General features: G+C 74.7%; 3 protein-coding genes (1 of these 3 cut by a window edge). All 3 read left to right on the plus strand.

What is annotated here, in order from left to right:
- Tightly spaced (each overlapping or abutting the next), the 3 genes in view from OG455_RS00370 to OG455_RS00380 form a layout consistent with a single transcriptional unit that may run on beyond the window.
- Positions 1-7,706, plus strand: partial view of an SDR family NAD(P)-dependent oxidoreductase gene (locus OG455_RS00370; protein WP_266288904.1) — the final stretch only. It extends 13,852 nt beyond the left edge of the window; 7,706 of the gene's 21,558 nt are visible here — the last part of the coding sequence; its start codon lies beyond the left edge, outside the window; it ends in the stop codon at positions 7,704-7,706.
- Complete coding sequence (locus OG455_RS00375; RefSeq protein WP_266288906.1) at positions 7,703-17,698, plus strand: non-ribosomal peptide synthetase; 9,996 nt, start codon at positions 7,703-7,705, stop codon at positions 17,696-17,698. Before OG455_RS00370 ends, OG455_RS00375 begins: the two co-directional genes overlap by 4 nt.
- Positions 17,695-19,185: a condensation domain-containing protein gene (locus OG455_RS00380; RefSeq protein WP_266288908.1), complete on the plus strand. Its 1,491-nt coding sequence runs from the start codon at positions 17,695-17,697 to the stop codon at positions 19,183-19,185. Before OG455_RS00375 ends, OG455_RS00380 begins: the two co-directional genes overlap by 4 nt.
- Positions 19,186-19,312: the final 127 nt, after the last annotated feature.

The raw sequence follows: 19,312 nt of genomic DNA on the forward strand, positions 1-19,312 counted from the left end.
CCCGCCGGCGGCTCGACGCCTACCTCGCGGGTGAGCCCGGCGCCGTCCGCACCGGCCAGGTGACCCTGGACGCCGACGGCGACGACCGCGCGGCCGGCCTGGTCCGCCCCGGCCTGTCCGCGGCCGAGCTGCTGCACCTGGGCGAACTCTGGGTCACCGGTTCGGCCGTCGCCTGGTCGGAGCTGCGGGCCTCCGGACGCCGCCCGCGCCGCACCGGCCTGCCCGGCTACCCGTTCGCCCGCGAGCGCTACTGGTCCGGGCGCGCGGCCGGCGAACCCGCACGGCCAACGGCGCCCGTGGCGGCCGCCCGGCCCGGGCAGGGCAACGACGACACCCTGACCCTGCACGACACCTCCCACGACGGGCAGCCGCGCTACTCCCGCGCCCTGACCGGCACCGAGCGCTTCCTCACCGACCACGTGGTGGCCGGACGCCAGGTGCTGCCGGGCGTCCTGCACCTGGAGTGGGCCCGCGCGGCCGTGCTCCGGGCGCTCGGCCGGGCCGCCGCCACCCCGGTTCGCCTGGAGGGCGTCGTCTGGTTGCGCCCGCTGGTGCCGACCGGTCCGCTGGACGTCCACCTCGCGGTCCGCGCCACCGGCACGGCCGGTGACGAGGCCGGCTTCGAGACGTACACGGGTGACGGCGAGCAGCGCGTGGCCTACGCGCAGGGCACCGTCCGCGCGCTGCGGCCCGAGGAGGCCGGCCCCGAGGAGGTCCTCGACCTGGCCCCGCTGCTGTCCGGCGCCGAGCGCCGCATCGAGCACGACGCCTGGTACGCCGACCTCGCCGCGAAGGGCCTGGCCTACGGACCGTCCCACCGAACCGTCCAGTGGGCCGCCGTGGCACCCGGTGGCGCGTACGTGGTGGCCCGGTTGTCGGGCCCGGCCGGGGCACCCGAGCGGGCCTGGCTCGACCCCGGGCTGCTCGACGGTGTCCTGCAGACCGCCGCCGGCCTCGGCGCCGGCGGCCCGAAGGGCGTGCGGGTGCCGTTCGCGCTCGACCGGGCGACCGTCCTGCGCCCGCTGCCGGCCGAGGTCTACGCCTGGGCCCGACCCGCCGAGCGGGCCGGGGGCCCGACCGACCAGATCGACCAGATCGACCAGATCGACGTGGACGTCTGCGACACCGAGGGCCGGGTCTGCGCGCGGCTGCGCGGGCTGACCAGCCGTGAGCTGCGGACCGGGGCCACCGGGGGGACGGCAGGCGCGGCCGCCGTCGCCGAGGCCGCCGAGGCCGCGCCGGCCCTCGCGGCGGGCCCGGCCAACAGCGCGGACCACGCCGACCACGCCGACCTGACCGGCCTGACCGGCCTGGCCGAGCGCGCCGAGCGGCACATCGCCGAGCTGCTGTCGGACGTGCTCAAGGTGCCCGCCGCCCGGCTCGTGGCCGACGCGCCCTTCGACCGGTACGGCATCGACTCGATCCTCGCCGTCCGCCTGGTGCGCCGGCTGGAGAACCTCTTCGGGCCGCTGCCCAAGACTCTCTTCTTCGAGCACCGCAGTGTGCGCGAGCTGACCGCCTACTTCCTGGAGGAGCACGCCGAGCGGGTGGCCCAGCTGGCCGGCGTCGCCGAGCCCGCGACCGCCGCCGCCCCCGTGCCCGCGGTGGCCGCAGCCGTGGCGGTGCCTGCTGGTGGGGGTCTGCCGGGGCCCTTCGAGGTGGCGGTGATCGGGATGAGCGGACGCTATCCCGGGGCCCGCGGTGTCGCGCAGTTCTGGGAGAACCTGCGGGCGGGCCGGGACTGCGTCACCGAGGTGCCGGCGGACCGCTGGGACCACGAGGCCTACTTCGACGAGGCGAAGGGCACCCCCGGGCGGACCTACGGCCGGGTCGGCGGATTCCTCGACGGAGTCGACGAGTTCGACCCCCTCTTCTTCAACATCTCGCCGCGCGAGGCGGAGTTGATGGACCCGCAGGAACGGCTCTTCCTGCAGACCGCCTACCACACGATCGAGGACGCCGGCTACACCCCCGCCGGACTCGGCCACGACGTGGGCGTCTTCGCCGGCGTGATGTACCAGGACTACCAGCTCTACGGCGTGGAGAACCGCGGCGACCTCGGCTACGCGCCGGCCGGCAGCACGCCTGCGGGCGTGGCCAACCGGGTGTCGTTCTTCTGCGACTTCCGCGGACCGAGCGTCGCGGTGGACTCCATGTGCTCCTCCTCCCTGTCCAGCGTGCACCTCGCGGTACAGAGCCTGGAACGCGGCGAGTGCGCAGTCGCGCTCGCCGGCGGCGTCAACGTCTCCGTCCACCCCAACAAATACGTCCGCCTCGCCCAAGGACGCTTCCTCTCCAGCATCGGACGCTGCGGCAGCTTCGGCGAAGGCGGCGACGGCTACGTCCCCGGCGAAGGCGTCGGCGCCCTCCTCCTCAAACCACTGGCAACCGCCATCACCGACGGCGACCACATCCACGGCATCATCAAAAGCACCGCCCTGGGCCACGGCGGCCGCTCCACCGGCTACACCGTCCCCAACGTCGGCGCCCAAGCCACCGTCATCGACACCGCACTCACACGCGCCGGCATCACCGGCGCACAAATCGGCTGCATCGAAGCCCACGGCACCGGAACCGTCCTCGGCGACCCCGTCGAGATCGCCGGACTCAACCGCGCCCTGGGCACCACCGGCACCACCATCGCCCTGGGATCCGTCAAATCCAACATCGGCCACTGCGAAGGCGCCGCCGGAATCGCCGGCCTCACCAAAGCACTCCTCCAAATCCGCGAAGGCCTCCTCACACCCTCCCTCCACTCCACCACCCTCAACGACCAAGTCACCACCTGGGGACGACTCCACGTCCAACGAGACCTGACACCCTGGCCCGCCGGCGAAGGCCCGCGAACGGCGGGAGTGTCCTCCTTCGGAGCCGGCGGCTCCAACGCACACGTCATCGTGCAGGAACACCGCCCCACCACAGCACCCACCACACACACAAACGGCCCAGCCCTGGTGATCATCTCCGCACGCACCGCCCAGGCCCTGCGCGAGCTGGCCGAAGCACTCGCCGACACCGTCGCGACCGGCTCCACCGACGTGCGGGACATCGCGTTCACCTCCCAGGTCGGACGGACCGCGATGACCCACCGCCTCGCGGTCGTCGCACAGTCCGGACCCGACCTGGTCGAGCACCTGCGCGGCTGGCTGTCAGGCACCCGGCAGGACCTGCCCGCGGGCCGGGTGGCACGGGACGCGGTGCCCGACCGGCTGCCGGAGGGCCTGCTGCGAACCGGCCTGACGATGGATCATCTGACGGCGGGTGAACTGACGGAGCTCGCCGCCGCCTGGGTGACCGGCGCCGAGGTGGACTGGCAGCGGCTGCACCCGCAGGGGGCACGCCCGCGCCGGGTCAACCTGCCCGGCTACCCCTTCGCCCGCGAGAAGTACTGGATCCGCACGCCCGCCACGCGGACGGCGGCGGACACCGGCGCGGCCTCCCCGGTCGCCCCCGGTGCCTCCGCCTGGCGCACGGCGGCCGCCGCCGAGGGCCCGGCTGCCCCGGCCACGGGCGATGGCGGCACCGCGGCCGGCTTCCGCCACGACGCGGCGCTGTTCGTCCGCAGCTGGCGCCCCGCCCCGGCGGCGACCGCCACCGAGGACACCGCCACCGAGGACACCGCCATCGGGGACACCGCCATCGGGGACACCGCCCCGGCGGCGCACGTCCTGGTCTGCGACCCCGCCCACGCCCGGCTCGCCGCCGACACCGCGGAGCTGCTGCCCGGCGCCGTCGTCCGGCTCTTCGAGGACCCGGCGCCGAGCGGCGCGGCCGCACGCGTCAGCGCGTACGGGTGGCAGCTGCTGGAGGTGCTGCGCGAGGCGGCCCGGGAGTCCACCGGGCGGACCGTGGTGCACGTGCTGACCGGTGAGGCCGCCACGGCCACCGCCGTCGCCGCCCTGCTGCGCAGCGCCGCGCAGGAGAACCCGCTGCTCGGCGGGCAGGTCGTGCTCGTCGAAGCCGACTGCCCGCGCCAGGAGCTGGCCGCACGGCTCATCGGCGGCGACCGCGAGCTGCGGTACCGCGAGGGGCAGTGGCTCACCGCCGGACAGGCGGAGCCCGAGGAGCCGGCCGACGCCCCCGCGCACCCGTGGCGCGACGGCGGCCACTACCTGGTGGTCGGCGGCCTGGGCGGGCTCGGCCTGATCCTCGCCCGGGAGATCGCGGACCGCACCGCCGGTGCCCGCCTGGTCCTGGTCGGCCGCAGCGCGCCGAGCGCCGAGGGCGCCGAGCGCCTCGCGGAGCTCGAACGCGCCGGCGCCACCGTGGAGTTCCGCTCGGTCGACGTCTCGGACGCCGGAGCGGTCCGCGAGCTGGTGGCCGACGTCACCGCCCTGCACGGCCCGCTCAACGGCGTGCTCCAGTGCGCCGGCGTGCTGCGCGATGGTCCGCTGGAGCACAAGACCCCCGAGGGCTGGGCGCGGGTGCTCGCCCCGAAGGCGGACGGCACGGTGCACCTCGACGAGGCCACCGCCGACCAGCCGCTGGACCTCTTCCTGGTCAACTCCTCGGTCGCCGGGGTGTTCGGCAACGCCGGGCAGAGTGACTACGCCCTGGCCAACGGCTTCCAGGACGGGTACGCCGCCCACCGCGACCGCCTGGTCGGCGACGGCCTGCGCCAAGGCCGCACGCTCTCGGTGAGCTGGCCGTACTGGGCCGACGGCGGCATGCGCGTCAACGAGGCCGTGCTGGACCGGATGCGTGCCCAGGGCAGCGCCCCGCTGCCCACCGGCGCCGCCCTCACCGCGCTGTACCGGGCCCTGGCGACCGGCGCACCGCACGTCACGGTCCTCTACGGCGACACCGGCCGACTGCGCGCGCTGGTCAGCGCGCCCAGCACCGCCGGCGCGGCCAGCACCACCCGCACTACCAGCACCGCCGGCACGCCGCGCCGCGGCGAGGCCGCCCTGCGCGAACGCGTCGAGCGGTACCTCACGGGCCTCATCGCCCAGGTGCTGCGGATGCCGGCCGCCCGCCTGGAGGCTGACGAGGACTTCGACCGGTACGGCGTCGACTCGATCGTCGCGATCCGGATCCTCGACGCGCTCAGGTCCTCCTTCAGCGACCTGCCGGCGGTGCTGCTCTTCCAGCACCGCACCATTCGCGAACTCGCCGACCACCTCATCACCGAGCACCGCGCCGAGCTGGAGCAGCTCATCCCGACACCGGCGGCCCGACCCGCCGTGCCCGCCCCCGCTCCCGCTACCGCCCCCGTGCCCGCGACAGCACCGGTCCGCGCCGCCACCGACGGCAGGTCCGAGCGCCGCGGCGCGGGGCAGCGCAGGCACGAGCCCGCGCCGGACTCCCCCGCTGCCCCCGACGACCTCGCCGCCTCCGCCACCTCCGCCGACATCGCCATCATCGGGATGACCGGCCGCTACCCCGGCGCCCGCGACCTGGACGAGCTGTGGGAGGTCGTCCGCTCCGGCCGCGACTGCGTCACCGAGGTGCCCGCCACCCGCTGGGACCATGACGGCTACTACGACCCGACCCCCGGCACGCCGGGCCGCACCGCGTCCAAGTGGGGCGGATTCATCGACGGTGTCGACGAGTTCGACCCGCTCTTCTTCCAACTCTCGCCGCGCGACGCGCAGGTGATGGACCCGCAGATCCGGCTCTACCTGCAGGCGGTCTGGCACCTCCTTGAGGACGCGGGCCACACCCGTGACCGGCTGCGCGAGGGCCACGGCAACCAGGTGGGCGTCTACGTCGGCTCGATGTACCAGCACTACCGCGACCTGGGCGCCGGCCCGGGCCGCGAGGCGGTCGCCGCCATCTCCTCCTACAGCTCCATCGCCAACCGCGTCTCCCACTTCTTCGGTCTGGGCGGCCCGAGCGTGGCGGTGGACACCATGTGCTCCTCCGCCTTCACCGCGATCCACCTCGCGGTACGGGACCTGCGCGCGGGCGACTGCGAACTCGCCGTCGCCGGCGGGGTCAACCTGACCCTGCACCCGAACAAGTACGTCGGGCTGAGCCAGTTGCAGATGATCGGCACCTCCGCGAGCTCCCGCAGCTTCAGCGGCGGCGACGGCTACCTGCCCTCGGAGGGTGTCGGCGCGGTCCTGCTCAAGCCGCTGGAGAGGGCGCTCGCCGACGGCGACCGGGTGCTGGCGGTCGTCAAGGGCACCGCGACCGGCCACAGCGGCCGCACCAACGGCTTCGCCACGCCCGACCCGGCCGCCGAGGCCCGGCTGATCCGCCGGACGCTGCGGGCCGCGGGTGTCGAACCCGCCGGCATCGGCTACGTGGAGGCCGCCGCGACCGGCTCCGCGGTGGGCGACGCCGTCGAACTCGCCGCGCTCGGACAGGTTTTCGGCGACCCGGCCGATCCCGGCCGCCGGCTGCCGGTCGGCTCGGTCAAGTCCAACCTCGGCCACGGCGAGGCCGTGTCCGGCATGGCGCAGCTCGCCAAGGTCGTCCTCCAGCTGCGGCACGGCGAACTCGCCCCGACCGTCCTGGTCGGCGAGGGGGCCCCGGACCCGGGCTTCGACCGCGGTCCGCTGCGCCTGGTGACCCGGCGCGAGCCGTGGCCCGCGCCGCAGGGGACCGGACCGGCGGGGACCGGGCCGCGCCGCGCCCTGATCAACGCCTTCGGCGCCGGCGGCTCGTACGCGAGCCTGGTGCTGGAGGAGTACGGCGCCGAGCCGCACGAGGGCATCGCCGCGGTCGAGGCCGCCGACGAGGCCGCGGGCCCGCAGCTCGTCGTGCTGTCCGCGGTCGACCGCGACCGCCTGGGCGCCGTGGCCGAACTGCTCGCCGAGCACCTGGACAACGCCCCGGCCGAACGGCTGGAGGACCTCGCCCACACCACGCAGCGCGGCCGCCAGCCGCTCGACTGCCGCCTCGCGCTGGTCGTCTCCAGCCGCGCCGAACTGCGCGAGGGCCTGAAGGCGTACCTCGACTCGGGCGCGGCACCCGAGACCGCCCGGCTCGGCGGTGTGCCCACCTTCACGGCGGACGCCGCCGACGGCCGGCTGCTGGCCGGACTGCTCGCCGGGACCGCCGGGGAGTCCGCCGTCGCGGCACTGCTGGACGAGGACAACCTGGCCCGGATCGCCCAGCTGTGGGTCAACGGCGTGGACGTCCCGTGGGAGCGGCTGCACACCGGCCGCCGCCCGCGGATGGTCCCGCTGCCGCGCTACCCGTTCCGCCGGGACCGCTACTGGATCGCGGACGGGCGGCCCGCACCCGCCGCCCTCGCGACCCTGGCAGCGGAGCAGGCACCGTCGCCCGCCGACCCGTCCTCCGCCGGCCCGTCGCCCGCCATTGGTGGCGGTACCGCCGGGATCGACGAGATCCGTACGCACATCGCCGAGTTCGCGGCGGGGGTGCTGCGCCTGCCGGTCGCCGGCCTGGCAGCGGACCGGGACCTGCGGGACTACGGGTTCGACTCGCTCGCCGGTCGCCGCCTGGTGCAGACGCTCGCCGAGCGGTACGAGGTGACCGTCACAGGGCGTGAGCTGCTGGAGTGCCAGAGCATCAGCGGCCTGGCCGAGTTGGTCGCCACCCGGTACGCGCCGGTCGCGGCCGCCCTCGCCGCCTCGGAGCCGGCTGCCGCCGAGCCGACCGCCCCCGACGCCGGCGGGGAGGAACCCGCCTCCGACGGGGAGCCGGTGACCAGCGAGTACCTCGACCGCTTCCGCAGCGGTCGACTGCATCTGGAAGACGTCAAGAAGCTGATCGCCCGTGGGGAGTTCCTGTGACCATCGACGAGATTCTGCTCGCGTTCCGGGACGGTGGGGTCTCCGCCGGCGAACTGCGCCGCGAGGTCCTGCGGTACCAGCGCGAGGCCACCTTGAGCCCGCTGTCCCAAGGCCAGGACGGCCTGTGGCTGCTGCAGCGCCTGAGCCCGGACGGCACCGGCTACAACGTGCCGCTCTGCTTCGCCCTCACCGGTGACCTCGACGTCGCCCGGTGGCGGGGTGCCTGCGAGTTCCTGCCCTACCAGCACCCGGCGCTCGCCACCGTCACCATCGACGTGGACGGCGAGGGGCGGCAGCAGGTCGACCGCGAGCGCACCCTGCGGTTCGAGTACGCGGACGCCAGCGACTGGAGCGAGGGGGAACTGCGCGAGCGGGTCCGGCAGCGGGCCAAGGAGCCCTTCGACCTCGCCGCGACCCTGCCGCTGCGGGTCCACCTGTTCGCCAGGTCCGCGAGCGAGCACGTCGTGCTGGTCGTCGCCCACCACATCGCCTTCGACGGCACCTCCGTCCCGCTCCTGCTGCGCACCCTCTTCGACGCCTACGACCGGCTCACCCGCGGCGAACGCCTGGTCACCGCGGCCCAGAGCAGCGCCTACCGCGAATTCGTCGACTGGGAGCGGGAGATGCTCGACGGCTCGCTCGGCGTGGAGCACCGGGACTACTGGCTGCGCCGGCTGGCCCCGCCGCTGCCCGTGCTCGAACTGCCCACCAGCGCGCCGCGCAGCGTCAGTGCCGCCATCGACGGCCGCAGGCTGGTCCGCGACCTGCCGCCCGAGCTGGGCCGGCGCGTCGTGGAGCTGGCCAGGGAACGCCGGGTCACGCCCGCCGTCGTGCTGCTCGCCGTCTACGACGTGCTGCTGCACCGGTACACCGGCGAGAGCGACCTCATCGTGGGCATGCCCATCGGCGGGCGCCCGCAGGAGCGGTTCGACGGCGTCATCGGCTACTTCGTCAACATGATCGCGCTGCGGACCGGTATGGACCGCGACTCCAGCTTCGCCGCCCTGCTGGAGGACCTGCGGCTCACCGTCGCCGACGGCCTGGACCACGCGCACTACCCCTTCCCCCGGGTCGTCCGCGACCTCGGCGTGTCCCGCCTGCAGTCCCGCACCCCCGTCTTCCAGGTCGCCTTCGAGTACCTCAACGCGAGCGTCGTCGACCTCGGCAGCCTGCGCGACCTCGACCCCGGCGGCCTGCGGGTCGCCCCCTACGACGCGGTGCGCCAGGAGGGCGAGTACGAACTCGCCCTGGAGGTCCACGAGCGCCCCGGCGGCTTCCAGCTGCACCTGAAGTACGACGCCGGGCTGTTCGACGAGGCGGCGGTCAGCCGGATGACCGACCACTACACCGCGCTCCTGGACGCCGCCCTCACCGAGCCCGACGCCCGCTGGGCCGCCTACCCGGTGCTGCCGGCCGCGGAGCGGGCGCTGGTGGTGGAGGGGTTCAACGCGACCCGGGTGGAGTACCCGACCGGCGGCCTGGTGCACGAGCTGTTCGAGCAGCGGGCCGCGACAGCCCCCGACGCGGTCGCCCTCTCCTTCGACGGCACCGAGACCTCCTACCGGGAGCTGAACGAGCGGGCCAACCGCCTCGCCCACTTCCTGCGCGAACGCGGCGTGGGCCCCGACGTGCTGGTGGCCCTGTGCGTGGAGCGCGGCGTGGACATGGTCGTCGGCCTGCTCGGCGTGCTCAAGGCCGGCGGTGCCTACCTGCCGCTCGACCCGGGATACCCCGCCGACCGACTCGCCTTCATGCTCCACGACGGCGCCCCCTCCGTCGTCCTCACCACCGCCGACCTGCGCGAGAAGATCGCCGAGACCACCGCCGACGTGGTCGAGCTGGACACCGACTGGCCCCTCATCGCCGAACACCCCACCACCGACCCACAGGCGGCGGACACCGGCCTGACCGACCGTCACCTCGCCTACGTCATCTACACCTCCGGCTCCACCGGCCGCCCCAAGGGCACCGCCATGCCCCACCGGCCGCTGGTCAACCTGCTGCGCTGGCACCTGGACGAGGAGCGGTGGCCGTCCCCCCGGCGCACCCTCCAGTTCGCCGCGCTCGGCTTCGACGTGGCCTTCCAGGAGACCTTCGCCACCCTGACGGCCGGCGGCGAGCTGGTCCTGGTCGACGAGGACACCCGGCGCGACCCCGCCGCCCTCACCGCCTTCCTGGCCGAGCACCGGGTCGAGCGCCTCTTCATGCCGTACGTCGCGCTGCAGAGCCTGGTGGACCACGCGGTCGCGTCCGGCGCCGACCTGCCGGACCTGCGGGACGTCATCACCGCCGGCGAGCAGCTGCGGATCACCGCCGCCATGCGGGAGTTCTTCGAGCGGCGCCCCGACTGCCGCCTGCACAACCACTACGGCCCCACCGAGAGCCACGTGGTCACCGCCCACACCCTGCCGCCGCACCCGGGCGACTGGCCCGCGCTGCCCCCGATCGGCCGCCCGATCGCCAACTCGGCGATCCTGCTGCTCGATCCGGAGGGCGAGCCGGTGCCGGTCGGCGTGCCCGGCGAGATCCACATCGGCGGCGCCGGCGTCGCCCGCGGCTACCTGGGGCGCCCCGAGCTCACCGAAGAGCGCTTCGTGCCCGACCCGTTCCGCGACGACCCCGAGGCCCGCCTCTACCGCACCGGCGACCTCGGCCGCTGGAACCCCGACGGTTCCATCGACTACCTCGGCCGCAACGACGACCAGGTCAAGATCCGCGGCCTGCGGGTCGAACTCGGCGAGATCGAGGCCGTGCTGTCCGCGCACCCGCGGGTCGCGGAGGCCGCCGTCACGGTGCGCGAGGACCGGCCCGGCGACAAGCGGCTCGTCGCCTACGTCGTCGGTGCCGACCGGGACCAGGACGGCCAGGGCACCGGCACCGAAGGCGCGGACGAGGCGGGCGTGGAGGAGCTGCGCCGCCACCTCGCGGCCACCCTGCCCGAGCACATGGTGCCCGCCGCGTTCGTCACCCTGGCAGCCCTGCCCGTCTCCCCCAACGGCAAGCTCGACCGCAAGGCGCTGCCCGCCCCCGGCCTGGAGGCCTACTCCACCCGCCGCTACGAGGCGCCCTCGGGCGAGCTGGAGCAGACCCTGGCCGAGGTGTGGCAGGAGCTGCTGCACGTCGAGCGCGTCGGCCGGCTGGACAACTTCTTCGAGCTCGGCGGCCACTCGCTGCTCGTCGTGCAGATGATCGCCCGGCTGCAGAAGGCCGGGGTGCACAGCCAGGTCAGCGACGTCTTCTGGGCCCCGACCCTGGCCGCCCTCGCCCAGACCCTGGCCGGCAGCACCGCCGAGGCGTTCAGCGCACCGCCCAACCTCATCCCCGACGACTGCACCGAGCTGACGCCGGAGCTGCTCACCCTGGTCGAGCTGGACGCCGAACAGCTCGCGCGGATCGTGGCGAGCGTGCCCGGCGGCGCGGCCAACGTCCAGGACGTCTATCCGCTCGGCCCGCTGCAGGAGGGCATCCTCTTCCACCACCTGCTCAACCCCGAGCAGGACACCTACGTGCTGCCGATGCTGCTGCGCCTGGACTCCCGCGACCGGCTCGACGCCCTGGTCGCCGCGCTGCGGGCGGTGATCGCCCGCCACGACAGCCTGCGCAGCTCGGTGCGCTGGGAGGAGCTGCCGCGGCCGGTCCAGGTGGTGCACCGCCAGGCGCCGCCGGAGCTGGAGGAGATCACCGTCGAGCCCGGCCGGGAGGCGCTGGACGCCTTCCGGGAGCTGATGGCTCCCGAGCGGCTGCGGATGGACCTGCGCCGCGCGCCGCTGATCCGGCTGCGCACCGCGCCCGAGACCGGCACCGGCACCGGCACCGAGACCGGCACCGGCACCGGCCACTGGTACCTGCTCCTGGAGCTGCACCACCTGGCCACCGACCACGTGGCACTGGAGATCATGCTCGCCGAGGTGATGGCCCACCTCGCCGACCGCACCGAGCAGTTGCCCGAGCCCATCGCCTACCGCGAGTTCGTCGCCAAGGCCGTCGCGCAGGGCCAGGCCGAGGACGCCGAGGAGTTCTTCCGCGCGCGCCTGGCCGATGTCGAGGAGCCCACCACGCCCTTCGGCCTGAGTGACGTGCACGGCGACGGCAGCGGCATCGCCGAGGCCAAGCAGTTCATCGACCCCGGGCTCGCCGAGCGGGTGCGGCTGGCCGCGCGCGGCCTCGGGGTCAGCCCGGCCACCCTCTTCCACGCCGCCTGGGCGCTGGTGGTGGCCCGGACCAGCGGCCGCGACGACGTCGTCTTCGGCACCGTGCTGTCCGGACGGCTCCAGGGCACCGCGGGCGCCGACCGGGTGCTCGGCATGTTCATCAACACGCTGCCGATGCGGCTGCGGCTGGCCGGGACCGACACCCGCGCCCTGGTCGAGCGGACCCACCGCGAGATCGTCGACCTGCTCGACTACGAGCACGTCTCGCCCGCCGTCGCCCAGCGCGCCAGCGGCGTGCCCGGGGGCGGCCCGCTCTACAGCGCCATGCTCAACTACCGGCACAGCTCGCTCGATCCGCGCGCCTCCAGCCAGGGCGGCAGCGACCGGTACGGCGTGCACTTCCTGGCCATCCAGGAGCGCACCAACTACCCCTTCGCGGTCTTCGTCGACGACCTCGGCGAGGACTTCATGCTCACCGCCCAGACCGACGAGCAGACCGTGGCACCGCACCGCGTCATCGGCTTCCTCGACACCGCCCTCGCCTCCCTGGTCACCGCGCTGGAGACCGGGTCCACCGAACCCGCCCTCACCCTGGCGGTGCTGCCGGCCGCGGAGCGGGCGCTGGTGGTGGAGGGGTTCAACGCGACCCGGGTGGACTACCCGGCCGGCGGCCTGGTGCACGAGCTGTTCGAGCAGCGGGCGGCGACGGCCCCCGACGCGGTCGCCCTCTCCTTCGAAGGCAGCGAGGTGTCCTACGGAGAGCTGAACGAGCGGGCCAACCGACTGGCCCACTTCCTGCGCGAACGCGGCGTGGGCCCCGACGTGCTGGTGGCGCTGTGCGTGGAGCGCGGCGTGGAGATGGTGGTCGGCCTGCTCGGCGTGCTCAAGGCCGGCGGCGCCTACCTGCCGCTCGACCCGGGATACCCCGCCGACCGACTCGCCTTCATGCTCCACGACGGCGCCCCCTCCGTCGTCCTCACCACCGCCGACCTGCGCGAGAAGATCACCGACACCACCGCCGACGTGGTCGAGCTGGACACCGACTGGCCCCTCATCGCCGAACACCCCGCCGACAACCCGCAGGCGGCGGACACCGGCCTGACCGACCGTCACCTCGCCTACGTCATCTACACCTCCGGCTCCACCGGCCGCCCCAAGGGCGCGATGAACGAGCACCGCGCCGTCGTCAACCGGCTGCGCTGGATGCAGGACGCCTACGGCCTGACCGACGCCGACCGCGTCCTGCAGAAGACGCCGTTCAGCTTCGACGTCTCGGTGTGGGAGTTCTTCTGGCCGCTGCTCGCCGGTGCCCGCCTGGTCGTCGCCCGCCCGCAGGGCCACCAGGACCCGGCCTACCTGGCCGAGGAGATCCGGCGCTCCGGGGTCACCGTGCTGCACTTCGTGCCGTCCATGCTCGACGTCTTCCTCGACGCCGGCGCCGAGCGCGGCTGCGACACCCTGCGCCACATCGTGTGCAGCGGCGAGGAGTTGTCCGCCGCGCTGCGCGACCGCTGCCTGGAGCGCCTGCCGCGGGCCGCCCTGCACAACCTCTACGGGCCCACCGAGGCCGCGATCGACGTCACCCACTGGACCTGCCGACCCGGTGCCGACCCCGGCCGCACCCCAATCGGCCGGCCCATCGCCAACCTCCGCGTCCACCTGCTCGACGAGCGGATGCAGCCGGTGCCCCTCGGCGTGCCCGGTGAGATCCACATCGGCGGCGTCGGCGTCGCCCGTGGCTACCTGGGGCGCCCCGAGCTCACCGAAGAGCGCTTCGTGCCCGACCCGTTCGCCGACGACCCGCAGGCCCGCCTCTACCGCACCGGCGACCTCGGCCGCTGGAACGCCGACGGCGCCGTGGAGTACCTGGGCCGCAACGACCACCAGGTCAAGATCCGCGGCCTGCGGATCGAACTCCCGGAGATCGAGGCCCAGTTGCGCGAGGCCCCCGGGGTCCGCGAGGCCGTCGTGCTGGCCCGCGAGGACGTGCCGGGCGACAAGCGGCTGGTCGCCTACCTCACCTGCCTCGCCGGCGAACCCCCCACCGCCCAGGAGCTGCGCGACCACCTCGCCACCACCCTGCCCGAGTACATGGTGCCGTCCGCCTTCGTGGTCCTCGACGCGCTGCCGCTGACCCCCAACGGCAAGCTCGACCGCAAGGCACTGCCCGCCCCCGACCTGGGCGCCCTGTCCACCCGGGAGTACGAGGCGCCGCTGCCCGGCACCGAGGAGGTCGTCGCCGGCATCTGGCACGAGCTGCTGCGGGTGGAGCGCGTCGGCCGCCACGACGACTTCTTCGGCCTGGGCGGCCACTCCCTGATGATCGTCCAGCTGGTCGAGCGGCTTCGCCGGCACGGCATCGCCACCGAGGTGCGGACCGTCTTCGACCACCCCACCCCGGCCTCGCTCGCGGCCGCCCTCGACACCACCACCGCCCCGCTCACGGCCCGCACGGAGATCCCGCCGAACCTCATCCCGGACGACTGCACCGGGATCACCCCGCAGATGCTGACCCTCGTCGACCTCGACGCCGCCCAGATCGAGCGGATCGAGCGGGCGGTCCCCGGCGGCGCCGCCAACATCCAGGACGTCTACCCGCTGATGCCGCTCCAGGAGGGCCTGCTCTTCCACCACCGGCTCAACGACGGCGCCGACGCGTACATCCTCGCCTCGCTCACCGTGCTGGACTCCCGGGCCCGGCTCGACGCCTTCCTCGGCGCGCTCCAGTCGGTCATCGACCGCCACGACAGCCTGCGCACCGCCGTCCTGTGGCAGGGCCTGCCGCAGCCGGTGCAGGTCGTCCACCGCGGCGCGCCGCTGCCGGTGGAGGAGATCGCCCTCGATCCCGGGCAGGATCCGGTGGCCCAGCTGGAGGCCCTGATGGGCGCCGGGCGGATGCACATGGACATCGGCACCGCGCCGCTGATCCGCGCCCAGGTCGCCCCCGACCCCGACCCCGCCTCCGGGCGCTGGTACGCCCTGCTGCAGATCCACCACCTGGTGGACGACGTCACCTCGCAGCGCATCCTGCACGAGGAGGTGCTCGCCCACCTCCGCGGCCAGGCCCACCTGCTGCCCGAACCCGTCGCCTACCGCTCCTTCGTCGCCCACGCGCTCGCCCAGGCCGAACGGCCCGACGCCGTCGAGTACTTCACCGAGCGCCTCGCCGACCTGACGGAGACCACCGCTCCCTACGGCGTCACCGACGTCCACGGCGACGGCAGCGCCATCATCGAGGCCCGCCGCACCGTCGGCGGCCCGCTGGCCCGCCGGCTGCGCGAGCACGCGGGGCGGCTCGGCGTCAGCGTCGCCTCGCTCTTCCACGCCGCCTGGGGCCTGCTCGTCGCCCGTTCCAGCGGCCGCGACGACATCGCGTTCGGCACCGTGCTGCTCGGGCGCCTGCAGGACGTCGAGGGCGCCGACCGGGCGCTGGGCATGTTCGTCAACACCCTGCCGATCCGGCTGCGGTTGGCCGGCCTCGGCGCCGAGGAGCTGGTGCGCCTGACCCACCGCGAGGTCGTGGAGCTGCTGCGCTACGAGCAGGTCCCGCTCGTCCTCGCCCAGCGGTGCAGCGGCGTGACCGCCCCGGCCCCGCTGTTCACCGCGATCCTCAACTACCGCCACAGCAGGGCGGACCAGCAGGCCGCGGTCGGCGCCACCCGGTCCACCGACGGTGTCGACGCGCTGTCCCGCCAGGAGCGCACCAACTACCCCTTCACCCTGTGCGTCGACGACCTGGGCGACGCCTTCGAGCTGACCGCCCTCACCGACCGGCGGATCGACCCGGCCCAGGTGGCCGACGGCCTGCACACCGTGCTGGAGTCGCTCGCCGACGCGCTCGCCTCCGCCCCCGGCACCGAGGCGCTCGCCCTGGAGGTGATCAGCGCCGCCGAGCGCCACCGGCAGCTGGAGGCCTTCAACCCGGAGCCGACCGACTACCCGCGCGAGCGCCTCTTCCACGAGCTCTTCGAGGAGCAGGCGGACCGCCGCCCCGACGCCCTCGCGCTGGTGCACGGCGAGCGCACGCTGACCTACGCCGAGCTCGACACCGAGGCCAACCGGCTCGCCCACCACCTGCGCGACCAGGGCGTGGGCCCGCGGCAGGTCGTCGCGCTCGCGCTGCCCCGCGGCCCCGAGCTGATCACCGCGCTGCTCGCCGTCCTCAAGGCCGGCGCGGCCTACCTGCCGGTCGACCTCACCTACCCGGCCGACCGCGTGCGCTACATGCTCCAGGACGCCCGCCCGGCCGCCACCCTGACCACCGGCGACCACGCCGGGCAGCTGCCCGAGGAGTGCGGCACCGTCGTCCGGGTGGACGAGCCCGGCCTGCTCGCCGGAGCGCCCACCGGCCGGCCGCCCAGGACCGCGGGCCCCGACAGCCTCGCCTACGTCATCTACACCTCCGGCTCCACCGGCCGCCCCAAGGGCACCCTGCTCAGCCACCACGGCGTCAGCAACGTCGCCGAGGCGCAGCGGCGGGTGCTCGGCCTGGAGGACGCGCCCAAGGTGATCCAGCTCGCCTCGATCAGCTTCGACGCGGCCGTCTTCGAGATCGTGATGGCCTGGCGCGGCGGCGGCAGCCTCCACCTGGGCTCCGCCGACGACCTGCTGCCCGGCCGGCCGCTCGCCGAGGTCCTCACCCAGCAGGGCATCACCGCGATGACCCTCACCCCCAGTGCCCTGGCCGCCCTCCCCGAGGGGGACTACCCGCGGCTGCGCACCATCTGCGTCGCCGGGGAGACCTGCCCGGCCGAACTGGTCGCCCGCTGGGCGCCGGGCCGCAGCTTCTTCAACCTCTACGGCCCCACCGAGACCACCATCTGGGCCACCGCGCACCGCTGCGAGGACACCGGGGAGCGCCCGCCCATCGGCGCCCCCGTCCCCAACAAGCGGGTGTACGTCCTGGACGCGCACCAGCGCCCGGTGCCCACCGGCGTCGCCGGCGAGCTGTACGTCGGCGGGGTGGGCGTGGCCCTGGGCTACCACGGGCGGCCCGAGCTGACCGCCGAGCGCTTCCTGCCCGACCCGTTCCGGGCCGGCGAGCCCGAGGCCCGCGTCTACCGCACCGGCGACCGGGTCCGGTGGCGCGCATCGGGGTCCCCCCGGCCGGAGGTGGGAGGAGGCGTCCTGGAGTTCCTGGGCCGCGCCGACGACCAGGTCAAGATCCGCGGCTTCCGGGTGGAGCTGGGCGAGATCGAGGCCCGGCTGTCCGCGGAGCCGACCGTCGCCGAAGCCGTCGTCGTCGCCCGCGAGGAATCCCCCGGTGACCTGCGGCTGGTCGGCTACGTCGTCCCCGAGGCCGGAACCAGCCGGCCCGGAGCCGGCGAGGACGTGCGCGCCTTCACCGACGCGCTGCGCGCCGCCCTGGAGGCGGCGCTGCCCGGCTACATGGTGCCCGGCCGCATCCTCGTGCTGGACGCGATGCCGGTGACCCCCAACGGCAAGCTGGACCGCAAGGCGCTGCCCGCCCCCGACCCCGCCGGGCACTCGGGCGAGCCCGGCGAGGCACCCGCGGGCGCGGCGGAGGAACTGGTCGCCGCCGCCTTCACCGAGGTGCTGGACGTCGAGCCGATCGGCCGGTACGACGACTTCTTCGACCTGGGCGGCCACTCGCTGCTCGCCTCCCGGCTCGCCGCCCGGCTGGAGGACGTGTTCGAGGTCAAGGTGCCGCTGAAGGACCTGTTCAGCGCCGCGCACGTCGCCGGGGTCGCCGAGATCCTCGCCGACCTGCACGGCGGGCGCGAGGCGCTGGAAGAGGCCGCCGGGATCTACACCTCGGTCAGCGGCCTGACCGACGACGAGGTGCGGGCCCTGCTGGAGAACGACGAGGAGCGGGCATGACCACCACCGAGGACACCCGACCCGCGCCGCGCGGCGCCGACCCGGACGGCGACCGCAAGCGCCTGCTCCGGCTCATGCGGGCCCGCAAGGGCCTGGCCGTGAGCAGCGGCGGCGACGAGCTGCGCCGCGACCCCGAGGGGCCGGCGGTGACCGCCTTCAGCCAGCAGTCCCTGTGGAACGGCATGCGGGGCGCCACCACCCACCCGGTGTGGCGGATGTGCCAGGGCATCGGCCTGCGCGGCCCGCTCGACCTGCCCGCCCTGCAGGCGGCGCTGGACGCGATCGTGGCCCGCCACGAGGTGCTGCGGACCCGGTACCTGCCGGGCGGGCAGGACGGCGCCCCGCCCGTGCCGGTGGTGGCCGAGCCCTGCGCGTTCCCGCTGCGCGTCGCCCACGCGGTGGAGTCGGTGGACCCGGCGAGCGTCCTGGAGGAGCTGGTCTCCCAGGAGACCCGGCGGCCGCTGGGCGCCGACGGCACCCGGCCGCTGGGCGCCGACGGCGCACCCGTCATCCGCGGCAGCCTGCTGCGGCTGTCCGACGAGGAGCACCTGCTGCTCGTCGCCGCGCACCGGATGGCCTACGACGGCTGGTCCCGCGGGGTGCTGCTGCGGGAGCTCGGCACCTTCTACAGCCCCGGCGCCGCCCCCGTGGCGCCCGCCCCGCTCCCCGTCCAGTACGGTGACTTCGCCCGCTGGCAGCGCGCGCGCTACTCCGGCGAGGACGCCGAGGAGGGCGTCGCGTACTGGACCCGCCGGCTGGCCGGGGCGCCCAGCACGCTCGGCCTGCCCACCGACCTGCCCCGCCCGGCGGTGCGCAACCACGCCGGCGACGGGCTGCCCGTCATCATCGACGCGGAGCTGACCGAGGCACTGGGCCGGCTCGCCCGGGAGCGCGGGGCCACGCTCTTCATGGTGCTGCACACCGCGTGGGCGATCCTGCTGGCCCGGCTGACCGGCGAGCGGGACATCGTCGTCGGCACGCCGGTCGCCAACCGGCAGCGCACCGAGGTCGAGGGCCTGCTCGGCTACTTCGCCAACGTGGCCGCGCTGCGCACCACCGTCGACGGGGAGCTGACGGTGCGTGGGCTGATCGACCAGGTCAAGGAGATGATCCTGGCCGGACATCCGCACCAGGGCGTGCCGTTCGGCGCCGTGGTGCGGGCCATGGCCGAGGCCTCGCCGTCGGGCCGCTGGGACACCCCGGCGCTGCAGATCATGATCAACCTGGTCAACACACCCCTGGGTGCGGTGACCTCCCACGGCCTGACCTTCTCCCCGCTGGTCACCGCGCCGCGCGCGACGGAGTACGAGGTGTCCCTCATCTTCGCCGAGCGTGAGGGCGGCCTGGCCGGCGGCGTGGTCTACGCGGCCGAGCTCTTCTCCCGCGCCACCATCGCCCGCTGGATCGACCAGTACACGGACGTCCTGCGCCGGATGACCGCGGCCCCCGACGACCCCGTGGCCACCCTGCTCGCCCCGGCCCCCTGAGACCCCACTGACCCCCGCCACCAACCGGCATCAACCAGCATCAACCGGCACCAACCGACACCAGGATCGAAAGAGAGACGGTAGATGAAAGACCTGACCCAGGGTTCGCTCGCGCGCAGCCTCGCAG

Origin of the sequence: Kitasatospora sp. NBC_01287, from assembly GCF_026340565.1 — a bacterium.
Classification (GTDB): Bacteria; Actinomycetota; Actinomycetes; order Streptomycetales; family Streptomycetaceae; genus Kitasatospora.